This is a genomic window from Rhodanobacter sp. FW510-R10 (assembly GCF_058781105.1).
Genome location: NZ_JBYSWL010000001.1, coordinates 2,827,505 through 2,841,378 on the forward strand (window position 1 = coordinate 2,827,505; position 13,874 = coordinate 2,841,378).

The following is a 13,874-nucleotide window of genomic DNA, read 5'->3' on the forward strand; positions in this document are numbered from 1 at the left end:
CCTCTGTGATATTGGTTCACTCGTATCGATGCACTTGCAGGCCATGCTGTGCAGGCTGCAAGTCCAGGACCCGCAGGCCGGCGCGCTGCACACCGCGCCGGAACGCGGCGATCCGTGCGGTATCGAGGGACACCGCCACGCCCACGTCGCCGCCGCCCGCGCCGCAGGGTTTGTAGGCCACGCCGCACTCGGCGGCAATCGCCCGCAGCGCGCGATGCTCGGCACTCATGATGTCCAGCCCGCTCGCCGCGCCCAGCCTGGCCAGGCCATCGGCATAGGCGTCGATGGCCGCAAGCAGCGTGTCCGTCCGATGTTCCTGCAACGCGCTTGCCGCGGTCCGTGCGCAGCTCGCCAAATCGCCCATCAGCGCGGCATGACGCGCCGGCGCGCTCGCGCGCCACTCCGCGAGACCGCGCAAGAATACTCCCGTGGATGCTGAACGCCCTGACCAAGCACAGCAAAACTCCAGTTCAGCCGGCCAAGCGGCAGGCGTCACCCTTGGCTGGCCGTCGCGCCAGGCGTAGCTGATCAAGCCGCCGGCAAGGCCGGCGGCAATGTCCAGCCCACTGCCAAAACCACCCTGGGCACGCCGATGGGCCGCGATCAGGCTGCCGGCCGAAGGCGGTTCGAGCCCAGCCAGCGCATGCAACGCTCCGCCGAGGGCGACGCCGAGCGCGGCGCTCGAGCCAAGGCCGAGCTTGCATCGCGGTGGCCCAGGCGCAAAGAAGGCATGCGTATCCAGGCCGACGTGGAAGCCGGGCAGCGCGCCGCGTGCGGCGACCGCTTCGACGACGCTGCCAAACAGGGCCCAGCGCCCACCAGCGGCAAGCGCGGCATCGTCCAGCACCAGGCGGCCGCCGGCGTCCCGGCGCGCGGTAGCGCCAAGCACACCCAGGTCCGGCGCATCGATGAGGATGACCTGATCCTGCCGCGCTTCCAGGCGCACCTGGGCGCGCCGGTCCACCGCCAGGACCAGTGCCGGGGCGCCTTCGAGCACGGCGTATTCGCCGGTCAGCACCAGCTTGCCGGGGGCACTGGCCCTGACCTTGAGGTTGTTCACGCCGCCGCTCCTGCGTCGGCGAGCAGCCGCGCACCACCGCCCAAGCCACTGACCAGCACCTTCTGCACGCCGGGCACGCCGCCAAGCACGGCCGCCAGCCGGCCCGTCGCCGCGGGCGTGCAGACGACCTTGACCTGGGGCCCGGCGTCGATGGTGAAAAACGCCTCGACGCCTTCGCGCTCACGCAGTTCACGGACGGTGTGGATGCATTCGAGCGTGGCGCCATTCCAGTAGATCAGCGCCGGACGGCTCGCCAGCATGTCCGCGTGCATCGCCAGGCAGCTGCGTTCGCCGACCGCGGCCAGCGCGGCAAAATCACGCCGCTCGATGGCTGCGCGGGCCACGGCCAGGTCGTCATCGACCGTTTCCAGCCACGCGGCGTGGTACGGGGAAGTGTGCCGGCTGCGCTCCATGCCCGGTCCCGAGTGCACCGCCTTGGCCTGGTGGGAGGTCACCGCCACGACCACGCACAGGGGCCACTCCGCCGCGTCCCGCAGCGAAAGCGCATACGCGTCACTGCCGTCGACACGTGCCCCAGCCTGCATCTCGACGAAACCGCCGAAGATCGAACGGGCTGCCGATCCCGAAGCGCGCCGCGCCAGTACCGACAATTCGCGCGCGTCGAGACGCAAGCCGAGCGCCGCGCTGCCGGCCACCAGCAGCGCTGCAAACCCGGAGGCGGAGGAAGCGAGGCCGGCGGCCGTCGGGAAGTTGCTGTGCGTTTCCACGCACGCCGGCAAGCGGCACCCGGCCAGCGCGCGCAACAGGTCGAGACAAGCACTCGTGCGTGCCAGACCTTCAGGATAATCGCGCCCGTCGAGCAACATGCGGTCGGCGCCCAGCTTCGCATCGAAGCTGACCTGCGTGCGCGTCCACAAAGCGTCGAGCGTGATCGACAACGAGCCGCGCTCCGGCAGGTTCAAGGCCGAATCACGCTTGCCCCAATACTTCACCAGCGCGATGTTCGGCTGCGCCTGCGCGCGCGCGCTCAACATCCGTACACACTATCCGCCGCGCCGGCCAAATCATGGTGGGCGTCCATCTGCATATTCCAGGCCTCGATGCGAAACGCTGCCAGCGCGCAAGCCGAACCGCGCCGCAGCTGGGAATAGCCCGTCATTGTAGCCGGTGCACGCCGACAGGCCGCTCCCCTGCCTTCTGCGAAACCCGCATGCGGCGCCGCCACAGCATGTCGTCGCGTGGTCCAGCCATACTTGACGCCATGCCAGCCGCCACCTAGCCTTTTATCTTTCCATCGCGATAACCAGATGACATGGATTTGGCGACTGCTTCAGCCAACCTGCGCCTGCTCGCCGATCCGACCCGGGTGCGCCTGCTCGCCCTGCTCGACGAGGAAGAGCTCACGGTAGCCGAACTCGCGGCGATCTTGCACCTGGCGCAACCGCGGGTATCCACCCACCTGGCCAAACTCAAGGACGCCGGCATGGTACGCGACCGCCGCGCCGGCGTATCGGCCTATTACCGGGCCAACACCGAGGGCGACGCCGCCCAGCGCACGCTGCTTGCCTCCTTGCGCGAGAGCATCGACGACACCTTGCTGCAGGAAGACGCCGCGCGCGTCCCCCACGTGCTGGCGCGGCGCGCGCTGGGTGAGGGCTGGGCCGATACCGTGGCGGGCGACATGGAGCGCCATTATTCCCCAGGCCGCACCTGGGAAACCCTGGCCCGGGCGCTGCTGCAGCTGCTGGAAACCGGCGACGTGCTGGACATCGCCTCAGGCGACGGCGTCACCGCCGAACTGCTCGCGCCGCATGCGCATTCCGTGGTCTGCGTCGATTCCAGCGAACGTGTCGTTGCAGCGGCCAGCAAGCGCCTGGGCCGCTACCCCAACGTGCAGGTGCGGCAGGGCGACATGCACAAGCTGGACCTGGGCAAGCTACGTTTCGACCTGGTGTTGATGCTGCATGCGCTGACCTACGCCACCGACCCGCCCAAGGCGGTGGCCGAGGCGGCGCAGGTGCTGCGCCCAGGCGGCCGGCTGCTGGCGGTGACCCTGGCAAGGCACAACCATCGCGCCGTGGTGGAACCGTTCGACCATCGCAACCTCGGGTTCCGCAGCGAACAATTGACGAATTTCGCGAAGGCGGCCGGCCTGAAGGTGGTGAGCTGCTCGCAGCTCAGCCGCGAACGCAAGGCGCCGCACTTCGAGGTGGTGAGCCTGCTGGCGCGCAAGCCCTGACCCTGAGGGGGAACCAGCCGTGCGCACGGCCCTACCCGGCTCAGCGCAACTGGCTGTCCTTGCTGCCACGGCGGTTGTACAGCGCCGCCGCCACGTCCGCGGCGTCGGCCTCTTCCTGGCAGCGCACGCACAGGCGCACACCCGGAACTGCCTTGCGCCGCGCCGACGGGATCGGCGCGTCACACTCCTCGCAACGCTCAAGACCCGGGCCTTTGCGCAGTTGACGCCGCGCGCGTTTCACCGCGTCATCGACGGTGGCATCGATCTGATCCTGGACTGCGCCGTCGCCGGCCCAACCTGTCGCCATGGCAATCTCCAAAGCATCCACGGGCTATACCAAAGATACTGGGGGCAGGCGGGGCTCAAGCCAAGTGGAAGATCACGTGAAGGAACCGGGATGCGCCTGCACGGCCACGCGGCAGCCCCTCCGGCCGCTCAAGCCTGGCCGGCGCCGCGCCGTCGCCAGAAATAGCCGGCACCCAGGATCACGAACCACACCGGACTGGCCAGCAGAGCGGCGCGGGTGTCGGCCTGCAGGGTCAGCAGCACGAGGACGAAGGCGAAGAAGGCGAGGCATACGTAGCACATCCACATGCCACCCGGCATCTTGTAGCGCGACGCCTGGTGCTGCGCCGGACGCTGCCGGCGGTAAACGATGTAGGCGGCCAGGATCAGCGACCAGACGAACATGAACAAGACGGCTGCCAGCGTGGTCACCAGGGTGAACGCGGTGATGACGTTCGGCGACAGATAGTCCAGCATCGCGCCCAGCAGCAGGCAGGCACAGGAAAACAACAAGCCACGCGATGGCACCGCCGCCTTGGACAGCCGGCCGAACGCTCGCGGCGCATGCCGCTCCTGGGCCAGGCCATACAACATGCGGCTGGTGGAGAAGATGCCGCTGTTGGCCGAGGACATGGCCGAGGTCAGGACCACGAAGTTGATCAGGCTGGCCGCCGCCGGGATGCCGGCCAAGACGAACAGCTCCACGAAGGGGCTCTTGTCTGCCGCCACCATCCGCCACGGTGTCACCGCCATGATCGCCAGCAAGGCCATGACGTAGAAGATGATGATGCGGATCGGGATCGAGTTGATGGCCCGCGGCAGGTTGCGCTCCGGGTCGGCGGTCTCCGCGGCCGTGGTGCCGACCAGCTCGATGCCGACAAAGGCAAACACGGCAATCTGGAATCCGGCAAAGAAGCCGCCCCAGCCAGTCGGGAACACGCCACCATCGTTCCACCAGTTGGCAATCGTCGCCTCGTGCCCGCTGGGTGAACGGAAGCCCCACGCCACCAGGCCAAAACCGGCCACGATCAAGGCGCTGATGGCGATGATCTTGATGAGCGCAAACCAGAACTCCAGCTCGCCAAACAGCTTCACCGTGACCAGGTTCAAGCTGAGCAGGATCAGCACACAGAGGATCGCAGGTATCCACGCCGCCAGTCCCGGCAGCCAGAACTGGGTGTAGGCCGAGATGGCGATGACGTCGGCGGTGGCGGTGACGATCCAGCAGAACCAGTAGGTCCAGCCGCAGAAGAACCCGGCCCACGGCCCGAGCAGGTCAGTCGAAAAATCGATGAACGACTTGTAGGCAAGGTTCGACAGCAGCAGCTCGCCCATCGCGCGCATGACGAAGAACAGCACGATACCGATGATCAAGTAGACGAGGACGATCGACGGCCCGGCCAGGCTGATCGTCTTGCCCGAGCCCATGAACAGGCCGGTGCCGATCGCACCGCCGATGGCGATCAGTTGCAAATGCCGGTTGGAGAGACTGCGCCGCAGGTGTTCGGGCTGTTGCTGCGACGTCGTCATGTGCTGCCCCTGGTCCAGGAAGGCGGCAACATACCCGCAAAAGCATCCGCTTGACCAGCGCGCCTCAAGTCACGCCATCGCGCCGCGGCAGCCTCCACCCAGGGCGCACGAAGTGGCAGGTATAGCCCTGCGGATAGTGCTCAAGGTAGTCCTGGTGCTCCGGCTCGGCCTCCCAGAAATCGCCCGCTGGCGCCACTTCGGTGACCACCTTGGCTGGCCAGAGGCCCGACGCATCCACGTCGGCGATGGTCTCCAGCGCCACCTCGCGCTGCACCGGGGAGGTGTAGAAGATCGCCGACCGATACGAGCTGCCCACGTCGTTGCCTTGCCGGTTCGGCGTGCTCGGATCGTGGATCTGGAAGAAAAACTCCAGCAGTTGCCGATAACTCACAAGACCGGGATCGAAGGTGATCTCGATGGCTTCGGCGTGCTGGCCATGCTGGCGATAAGTGGCGTTGGGCGTGTCGCCACCGCTATAGCCGACGCGCGTGGACAGCACTCCGGGTTGGCGGCGGATCAAGTCCTGCATGCCCCAGAAGCAGCCGCCGGCGAGAATGGCCCGTTCGGTGCTCATGGCTTGTCCGCCACCTGGTCCAGATAGGCGCCATAACCCGCCGCCTGCATCTGCGCACGCGGGATGAAGCGCAGCGACGCCGAATTGATGCAATAGCGCAGTCCGCCCCGCTCTGCCGGGCCGTCGTCAAACACATGGCCGAGATGGCTGTCGCCATGTGCCGAGCGCACCTCGGTGCGCGACATGCCATGCGAGTCATCGCGCAGCTCGTTGACGTTGCCCGGCTCGATGACCGCGCTGAAACTCGGCCAGCCGCAATGGGATTCAAACTTGTCGGCCGACGAAAACAGCGGCTCTCCGGACACCACGTCGACGTAGATGCCGGGCTCCGCATGATGCAGGTAAGCGCCCGTGCCGGGACGTTCGGTCGCATTTTGCTGGGTCACCCGGAACTGCTCCGGCGTCAACCTGGCGATGGCCTCGGAATCCTTGCGATAGGTGGTCATATCAATAGCCGGAGAACTCCTCGGTCCGAATCTTGTCTTCGTCGGCCCCGGCCGTCACCAGCATCTGGCGCATGGCCTTGACCATGCCTGCCGGGCCGGCAAGGTAATAAATCGGCGCGGCCACGTCCGCCACGTGCCGCTTGAGCATGGCCCCGTCGATGAAGCCGCGCTCACCCGACCACTCGGCTGGCGACGCACTCGAATAGACCGGCACGAACTTGAAATTGCCGTTCTGCGTGGCAAAGCGCTCGAAATCCGCGGTGAATGCCGCGTCGGCCGCCGTCTTGTTGCTGTAGAGCAGCGTGATGTGGTGCGGCAAGCGCTCGTGCGTAGCTTGCGCAATCATGCTGTGCACCGGCGTGATGCCGATGCCGCCGATCAGGAACACGGCGGGCGTGGCGCTGTTCTTGTGCAGGCGGAAGTCGCCGTAAGGCGCGTCCAGCTTCACCTTGCTGCCCGTCGGCAGGCGCTGCAGCACGCGCTTGAAAGCCGTGTCGCGCATGCGCGTGGCAGTTTGCAGGTGCGCCTCGAAAGGCGCGGTAACGAAGGAGAACCCGCGGACGTTTCCCTCGGCATCGGTTTCGTCCGGCTCGACCAGGGTGAAGTCCCCAAACTGGCCCGCCACGTAGTCAAACCCGGCCGGCTTTTCCCATTCAAACAGCATGGTGCCATTGGCCACTGTTTCCTTCCTGAGCAACTTGACATCAACCATCGCCATGTCATTCCTCCGTTGATCCGTCGTCGGTTTCCCCGACCAGGCAGTGTACGCCGGCGGTCGCGCGCCACCCAAGGCATCCTGCCGACGCGTTCCACACATTTGGACTTCCGCCCGTAATCTGCGATGCGCCAGTGAGCCTGGTCACAAGTTTGCCGCATGCGCCAAAGCGCAGGTTGTCCATTTCGAAAAATACCGTTAGCCTTCCATTTGGTCAGGCGCGCAACATGTGTTCCGCTACTGATCGACGCCCGCTCGGCAGGGGTTGCCGAACGGACCCAGCCTGCAGACCCGACAGGGATCTGTGGATTGGGGTGCATCCAACAGGAGAGTCGCTGATCCAACCTCCAAGGGCACCATTGCTGCGCCCGAACAACCTGCTTTGCACGCTGCCGCGGCTTCGTGGCAGCAGCCCACAACCGTTGCCGGTGCACCGCTCCGGCGCGCATGGGAAGGCGTCGCCATTTTTCCACCCAACCACTCTGCGAGGGTCAGAAACCGATGAAATTGAAGATCAACAAGATGTCCTCAGCCGTGCGCCTGGCGCTGTCCTTTAGCGCAGTCATGGCTGCGGGCATAAGCGTCCCCGCGTTTGCCCAGGATACGGCGGGACAATCCGGACAAGGCGACCAGACGCAGGCCACCCAATTGAAAGCAGTGGTGGTGACCGGCTCGAATATCCGTCGTGTGGACGTCGAGACATCCAGTCCAGTGCTCTCCGTGGACCACACCGTGATCGAGGCCAGCGGCAACGTCACCCTGGGCGACCTTGTGCAGGACCTGCCGGCGATGACCGGCGCAAACACCAACGCGCAGAACAGCTCGAACGGCACCTCGACGGTCAACCTGCGCGGCCTGGGCCCGGATCGCACGCTGATCCTGGTCGACGGCCACCGCGTGCAGAGCCAGGACGTCAACGTGATCCCGGCCGCCATGATCGAGCGCATCGACGTGCTGACCACCGGCGCTTCGTCGGTGTACGGCTCCGATGCCGTGGGCGGCGTGGTGAACTTCATCACCAAGAAGGATTTCCACGGCGTCCAGGCCACGACCAGCTATGGCCAGTCCTCGCGCAAGGATGCGAAGCGGCGGGGCGCCACGGTCACCGTGGGACAAACCGACGACAAGGGCAGCGTGGCGGCCGGCGTTGGCTACAGCAAGTCGGACATGGTGTTGGCCAGCAGACGCAAGTTCTCGGAAAACACCTTGTCGCTGATTGGCAGTGCGGGCGGCAAGATTGATTCCTTCATCGGCGGCTCGGGCTCCTCGCCCTACGGCAATATCCAACTGCCGTCGAGCGGCCCGATCCACGACGCCTACGCCGGCTGCGCCTCGGACCACGTCGCGGTCAACAAGAATTCCCCCGCTGGCGCCGACGCGATCGCCGACTACCACTGTTACATGAACAGCGGCCCGAACAGCGACAAGTACAACTATGCCAGCGTCAATCCACTGATCGCGCCCCAGGAGCGCTCGAACGCGTTCTTCCTCGGCACCTACCGTTTCACCGACAACATCACCGGCTATCTGGACGGCTACTACGCCAAGACCAGCTCGCTCGGGCAAAACGCGCCCAGCCTCTGGGGCACGCCCTATGGCGCGTCGATCGCGGCGAACAACTACTACAACCCCTTCGGCATCGAATACAGCCGCAAGGGCGGGCAGTTCCTGTCCCGCCTGGAGGCGCTCGGCAACCGGGTCACCCACGCGAGCCGCAACGACGGGCAGCTCCACACAGGGTTGCGTGGCACGTTCACCATGTTCGAGCAGGGTTGGAACTGGGACGTGGGACTCGATTACGGCCACGCCAGCCAGGACAGCACCTCGACCGGCTACGCCAGCAACAACAAGCTCTACACCGGCCCCTCCTTCATGGACACCGATGGCGTCGTGAAATGCGGACAGCCTGGCCAGGTGACAGCCAACTGCGATGCTTCGTTCAACCCGTTCGTGATGGCCTCGCCAAACTCCAAGGCCGCGTTGCAAAAAGCCTCGGTGGTCACCAGCAGCAACAGCCACGGCCAGCAGAAGGTCTGGCGCGCCGACGTCAATGGCGGCCTGTTTGACCTGCCCGCCGGCACCGTGCAGCTGGCGCTCGGCGCCAACTACCGCACGGAGCATACGCAGTCCCGCGTCGACGCCATGCAACTGACCGATCCGGCCACCGGCACCTGCATCCTGGGCAGCGGTTGCTCCACCGGGCTGCAGGGCGGCTTCAGCGTCAAGGAAGCCTATGCCGAGGCGTTCATCCCGCTCCTGCAGGGCCTGCCGCTGATCGATTCGCTGAACGTCACGATCGGCGACCGCTACTCGCGCTTCAGCTCGTTCGGCAGCACGAACAACACGTCATTTGCGGTCGAATGGCGCCCGATCAGCGAACTGCTGCTGCGTGGCACGGTGGCCGAGGTGTTCCGGGCACCCACCATCAATGACGTCTACCGGGCACCGGGGGCTTCAGCCTCGAACCTGACGTTCGATCCTTGCGATGGTTACACCGGCAGCCCGGTCAACCCCGCTTGCGTCAACGTGCCGACGAACGGCAACTTCCGCAACACCAACGTCGCGCAGGCGCAGGCGACCAGCATCCAGTCGGCCGGCGCCAAGGCGGCCGGCTTCCCGATCAAACCCGAATCCGGCAAGTCCTACGACTTCGGCGCGGTGTACAGCCCCTCCTGGCTGGAAGGTTTTTCGGGCAGCCTGGATTTCTGGCGGCTGGAGCTCAACGACATCATCACCACGGTGCGCATCCAGAGCCTGATGAACCTGTGTGATGCGGGGCAGACCACCTACTGCGCCTTTATCCACCGCATCCCGAGCGGACCGCAGCAAGGCCAATTGGACATCGCCACCACGGAACCCACGGGCAACCTCGGCAGCGTGAGTGTCGCCGGCGTGGACATGGGCCTGGCCTATCGGCTCAACACCTCGTCGGTGGGCAACTTCAACTTCGCGGTAAACGCCACCTACCTGTCGCGCTATGACCAGCAAACCGCGCCCGGCCTGGCAGGCAATACTACCTACCACAACGCGGGACACTTCGATGGCTTCGGCTCGGCCCCGGCCGCGGCTTGCGGTGGCGGCAACGAGTGCCTGTTCCCGCGCTTGCGCGCCACCGGCAATGTGTTCTGGCACATGGGCAACTGGAGCGCGGCCTGGAAGCTCAACTTCATCGGCGGCTACCGCATGGGTTCACCCGCCCCGTCGCAGGACACGCATCCGGCCGGCGGGAAGTTGAAGGGCATCTACTACGACTACGGCGCGACGACGTACCACAACCTCACCGCGGGCTACAACTTCGAGCCCTGGCATACGCGCCTCGACGTCGGCGTCGACAACGTCTTCGACCACCAGCCGCCCATGCTCTACGCCAACAACGTGGTGCGCAACAACACGGCGCGTGGCTCGTTTGATGCGATTGGCCGCTACTACTGGGCGCGGTTGACGTTCACGTTCTGAATAGCGCAAAGCCTGCCCCGGCGAGCCGTGCGGAAATCACCCGCACGGCTCGCCAGTGCCGACCAGGGGCGGGATGTCGGTAGCCTTCGAAACCCACCGGGAGATTGCATCATGTCGCGAGCAGCACCAACGATGTGGCTTGCCTTGCCGGCAGCCTTGGCGCTGGGACTGGCAATGTCGTCCGCCGCCGTGGCACAGGACGCCCCTGGTGCGACGACGCCCGAGCGCACTTCGGCAGTCACCCCGCTGCAATTCCACTACATGGGACCCTCGCCCGGCGGACGCATCTCGGCTGCCGTCGGCATCCCCGGCAATCACTCCACCTATTACCTCGGTGCAGCTTCCGGCGGGCTGTGGAAGTCCACCGACGGCGGGCACACCTATGTCCCTATCTTCGACAAGCAGAACGTGGCGGCGATCGGCTCGCTCGCGATCGCGGCGACCGATTCCAATACGATCTGGGCAGGTACCGGCGAGCCATGGATGATCCGTCCAAGCGACGTGATCGGTGACGGCGTGTACAAGTCCACCGATGCCGGCAAGAACTGGCAGCACATGGGTCTCGTGGAAACCGGGCGCATCTCGCGCATCGTGATCAACCCGCGCGATCCCGAGAACGTGCTGGTGTGCGCGCTGGGACGGGCGTCCGCGCCGCAACTGGAGCGCGGCGTGTTCCGCACCACCGACGGCGGCAAGACCTGGAAGCGCACGCTGTTCGTCAACCAGGATACCGGCTGCTCCGGCCTGAGCATGGACCCGGGCAACCCCAACGTGCTGTTTGCCGGCACCTGGCAGGTCTCCCAGCGCACCTGGCAACAGAACGGCGGCGGCCCGGGCAGCGGCGTCTTCACCTCCCGCGACAATGGCGTGACCTGGACCCGGCTGGACCAGGGCCTGCCGAAATCGCCCCTGGGCAAGATCGACGTGGCCATCGCGCCGTCCAATTCAAAGCGCGTCTACGCCCTGATCCAGACCTTCAACCAGGGTTCGCTGTGGCGCTCGGACGATGGCGGCCAGCGCTGGGAACTCACCAGCTCCGACCGCTCGCTCACCGGCCGCGCCGGTTATTACATCCGCATCGCGGTCGACCCGAAGAACCCCGACAACGTCTACGTCGCCAACAGCAGTCCGCACTTCTCCACCGACGGCGGGCGCACCTTCAGCGGCCACGGCGGCAACGCCAAGGCCATGGGTCCGGCCGGCTGCGGCGACTGCCACGACGTGTGGATCGACCCGACCAATCCAGCCCACTACGTCCTCACTGGCGATGGCGGGGCGAGCATCGCCACCGGCGCCGGCAATGCGATCAACGTCGTCCTGCCGATCGGGCAGAACTACCACGTCACGACCGACAACCAGGTGCCGTACTGGATCTACAGCAACCGCCAGGACTTCTTCACCATGCGCGGCCCCAGCACGCTGTCCGAGCCCAGCGGCAATGGGCTGCTGCCGTTACGTGACTTCATCCCCGGCGCCGACGACCCGACCCTGACCAGCAACCGCCGGCCACGCCCCAAGCGCGATGGCGGGCTGTACCAGACCGGCGATCCGACCTTGCTGCCGCAACTGCCGGAAATGGACCAGCCCCCGGCAGGCATCGGCCTCGGGCCCGGCGGCACACAGAAGACGCCGGCATTAGCGGTCCCCTACGGCCGTAAGCCGCCCCGCCCGCTGCAATGGGACTACAGCCTGGGCGGTTGCGAATCCGGGCATACGCTGCCCGATCCTGGCGATTCGAACGTCGTCTGGGCTACCTGCTACGGCAACAAGGTCACCCGCTACGACGCGCGCGAACTCACGGCACACTCGATCGAACCCTCGCGGATCACCCTGGATTCACCGCCGGACGAGGTGCAGTACCGCTGCCATTGGACCTCGCCGCTGGCGATCGATCCGTTCAACCATGAAAACGTGTACTACGGCTGCCAGATGGTGCTGCGCACGGATGACAAGGGTCATTCCTGGACCGAATTCAGCCCTGACCTCTCGACCCGGGATCCATCGCGCATCGTCAGCAACGGTGGCCTGGTCGGCGACAACCTGGCGCAGTACGACGGCGAGGTGATCTGGTCCATGGCGTTCTCGCCAATCCAGCGCGGCCTGCTCTGGGCTGGCACCAACGACGGCAAGGTCTGGTACACCAGGCAGGCCGACGTCAAGACCGCGCCGCAATGGGTGGACGTCACGGCCAACCTGCACCTGCCGACCTGGGGCCAGGTCAACCAGATCTCGCCTTCGCATTTCGATCCGGCCACCGCCTACATCGTGGTGGACTTCCGCATGGCGGGGGGGAACGACCACAAGCCGTACATCCTGAAAACCAGCGACTACGGTGCCACCTGGAAGAACATCAACGGCGACATTCCCAATACCCATCCGCTCGGCTACACCTTGTCCATCGCGGAAAACCCGAACCGGCAGGGCATGCTGTTCGTCGGCACCGGCCAGGCGTTCTATTACTCGATGGACGATGGTGTGCATTGGATCAAGTATGACAAGGGCCTGCCGCCTGCCCCGGTCACCTGGATCACCGTGGAGCCGCGCTTCCATGAGGTGGTCCTGTCCACCTACGGTCGTGGGCTGTACATCCTGCCTGACATGACGACGTTCGAGCAGACCGGCAGCACCGAGGTGGGGGCATCCCCGCGCACGGTGAAGGAAACCCGCCTGTTCAAGCCCGGTCCCATCTTCCGCAAGAGCCGCACGGTCTTTCCGGAGCTCAACGATCCGCTGCGCCCGCATTTCCAGTTCACCGTGGCCACCAAGCCCGCGACGCCGGTGAAGATGGAAATCTTCGACGCCAAGGGTGCGCCGGTGCGCACGCAATTCCTCGACGCCCATGCCGGGCTCAACGGTGCGTACTGGAACCTGCGCTACGACGCGCCGGAGCAGATCGCCTTGCTCACCACGCCGCCCGACAACCCGCGCATCTGGGAGGAACCACGCTTCCAGGGCCAGACCGTGCGCCGGATCACGCATTGGGGCATCACGCCCAACACCGGCGTGCCGCTCGCGGCCCCCGGCGACTACACGGTGCGCCTGACCATCGACGGCAAGACCTATACGCAACCCTTCAAGGTGCTGAAGGATCCGGCGATCGGTGCGCCGCTGGCGGACCTGGAGGAATCGACCGCGATGCAACTGCGTGTCCGCGAGCGGCTCACACAGACCTCCGAGATGGTCAACCAGATGGAAATCTGGCGCAAGCAGATCGAGGACCGCATCAAGGCGTCTGCCTTCACGCCAAACGCTGCCGCGTTGCAAAAGCTCAACAACGACATCCTGCAGGTGGAACACCAACTGGTGTCACGCGAGTCCATGCTGAGCGACGACAAGCAGTTCCCGACCGCCTACAAGGTGTACATGAATATGGTATGGCTGAGCGGCGGCGTGGGCGATGGCGCCGCGGACGCCGGCGGCGGCGCCGACTACAAGCCGACCGCCACGCAGATCCGCGTCCTGCGCGAGCTCGAGGCGGATCTGGCGAAGGCGCGAGCCGACTACGAGCAGTTGCAAAAAGTCACCCTGCCCGCGTTCAACCAGAGCCCGGCGGGCGAGGCGAAGCCAATCACCGACAAGCTCCAGTAGAGCGTCATCCCGCTCGCGCC

At 65.8% G+C, this 13,874-nt stretch carries 10 protein-coding genes; 3 read left to right on the plus strand and 7 right to left on the minus strand.

Annotation, left to right across the window (positions count from 1 at the left end):
- Window positions 1–16 precede the first annotated feature (16 nt).
- Window positions 17–1,060 (minus strand): mevalonate kinase family protein, encoded by a 1,044-nt coding sequence (locus AC3WJB_RS12415; RefSeq protein WP_492681960.1) that lies wholly within the window; start codon window positions 1,058–1,060, stop codon window positions 17–19.
- A complete protein-coding gene (gene mvaD / locus AC3WJB_RS12420; protein WP_492681962.1) occupies window positions 1,057–2,055 on the minus strand; it encodes a diphosphomevalonate decarboxylase in 999 nt (332 codons plus the stop codon). The genes AC3WJB_RS12415 and mvaD overlap by 4 nt, the downstream gene beginning before the upstream one ends.
- Before the next feature lie 278 nt (window positions 2,056–2,333).
- Between mvaD and AC3WJB_RS12425 the strand changes: the two genes are divergently transcribed.
- Complete coding sequence (locus AC3WJB_RS12425; protein ID WP_492681964.1) at window positions 2,334–3,260, plus strand: ArsR/SmtB family transcription factor; 927 nt, start codon at window positions 2,334–2,336, stop codon at window positions 3,258–3,260.
- A 40-nt stretch (window positions 3,261–3,300) separates the two neighbouring features.
- Here the strand turns inward: AC3WJB_RS12425 and AC3WJB_RS12430 are convergent, their stop codons facing one another.
- From AC3WJB_RS12430 to AC3WJB_RS12450, 5 genes are all read right to left on the minus strand, one after another.
- Window positions 3,301–3,567 (minus strand): DksA/TraR family C4-type zinc finger protein, encoded by a 267-nt coding sequence (locus AC3WJB_RS12430; protein WP_492681966.1) that lies wholly within the window; start codon window positions 3,565–3,567, stop codon window positions 3,301–3,303.
- 128 nt (window positions 3,568–3,695) lie between these two features.
- Window positions 3,696–5,075 carry a D-serine/D-alanine/glycine transporter gene (gene cycA, locus AC3WJB_RS12435; protein ID WP_492681968.1) on the minus strand — a complete coding sequence of 460 codons (1,380 nt, stop codon included), beginning with the start codon at window positions 5,073–5,075 and terminating at the stop codon, window positions 3,696–3,698.
- Between the two features lie 64 nt (window positions 5,076–5,139).
- On the minus strand, window positions 5,140–5,649 hold the full coding sequence (gene msrA, locus AC3WJB_RS12440) for a peptide-methionine (S)-S-oxide reductase MsrA (protein ID WP_492681970.1): 510 nt from the start codon (window positions 5,647–5,649) through the stop codon (window positions 5,140–5,142).
- Entirely contained in the window at window positions 5,646–6,095 is a 450-nt protein-coding gene (gene msrB / locus AC3WJB_RS12445; RefSeq protein WP_492681972.1) for a peptide-methionine (R)-S-oxide reductase MsrB, read from the minus strand. Before msrB ends, msrA begins: the two co-directional genes overlap by 4 nt.
- A gap of 1 nt (window position 6,096) precedes the next feature.
- Complete coding sequence (locus AC3WJB_RS12450; RefSeq protein ID WP_492681974.1) at window positions 6,097–6,813, minus strand: FAD-dependent oxidoreductase; 717 nt, start codon at window positions 6,811–6,813, stop codon at window positions 6,097–6,099.
- Window positions 6,814–7,311: 498 nt separating this feature from the next.
- On the opposite strand from AC3WJB_RS12450, the gene AC3WJB_RS12455 reads away from it, so the two are divergent.
- Both AC3WJB_RS12455 and AC3WJB_RS12460 read left to right on the plus strand, forming a co-directional pair.
- Entirely contained in the window at window positions 7,312–10,266 is a 2,955-nt protein-coding gene (locus tag AC3WJB_RS12455) for a TonB-dependent receptor plug domain-containing protein (protein WP_492681976.1), read from the plus strand.
- Between the two features lie 111 nt (window positions 10,267–10,377).
- Window positions 10,378–13,854: a WD40/YVTN/BNR-like repeat-containing protein gene (locus AC3WJB_RS12460; RefSeq protein ID WP_492681977.1), complete on the plus strand. Its 3,477-nt coding sequence runs from the start codon at window positions 10,378–10,380 to the stop codon at window positions 13,852–13,854.
- Window positions 13,855–13,874: the final 20 nt, after the last annotated feature.

What these genes read in the sequence shown, in the direction of transcription:
- mvaD (WP_492681962.1), bottom strand. Translation starts at nt 2,055, where the DNA reads ATGTTGAGCGCGCGCGCGCAGGCGCAGCCGAACATCGCGCTGGTGAAG.
- AC3WJB_RS12425 (WP_492681964.1), top strand. Translation starts at nt 2,334, where the DNA reads ATGGATTTGGCGACTGCTTCAGCCAACCTGCGCCTGCTCGCCGATCCG.
- AC3WJB_RS12430 (WP_492681966.1), bottom strand. Translation starts at nt 3,567, where the DNA reads ATGGCGACAGGTTGGGCCGGCGACGGCGCAGTCCAGGATCAGATCGAT.
- cycA (WP_492681968.1), bottom strand. Translation starts at nt 5,075, where the DNA reads ATGACGACGTCGCAGCAACAGCCCGAACACCTGCGGCGCAGTCTCTCC.
- msrA (WP_492681970.1), bottom strand. Translation starts at nt 5,649, where the DNA reads ATGAGCACCGAACGGGCCATTCTCGCCGGCGGCTGCTTCTGGGGCATG.
- msrB (WP_492681972.1), bottom strand. Translation starts at nt 6,095, where the DNA reads ATGACCACCTATCGCAAGGATTCCGAGGCCATCGCCAGGTTGACGCCG.
- AC3WJB_RS12450 (WP_492681974.1), bottom strand. Translation starts at nt 6,813, where the DNA reads ATGGCGATGGTTGATGTCAAGTTGCTCAGGAAGGAAACAGTGGCCAAT.
- AC3WJB_RS12455 (WP_492681976.1), top strand. Translation starts at nt 7,312, where the DNA reads ATGAAATTGAAGATCAACAAGATGTCCTCAGCCGTGCGCCTGGCGCTG.
- AC3WJB_RS12460 (WP_492681977.1), top strand. Translation starts at nt 10,378, where the DNA reads ATGTCGCGAGCAGCACCAACGATGTGGCTTGCCTTGCCGGCAGCCTTG.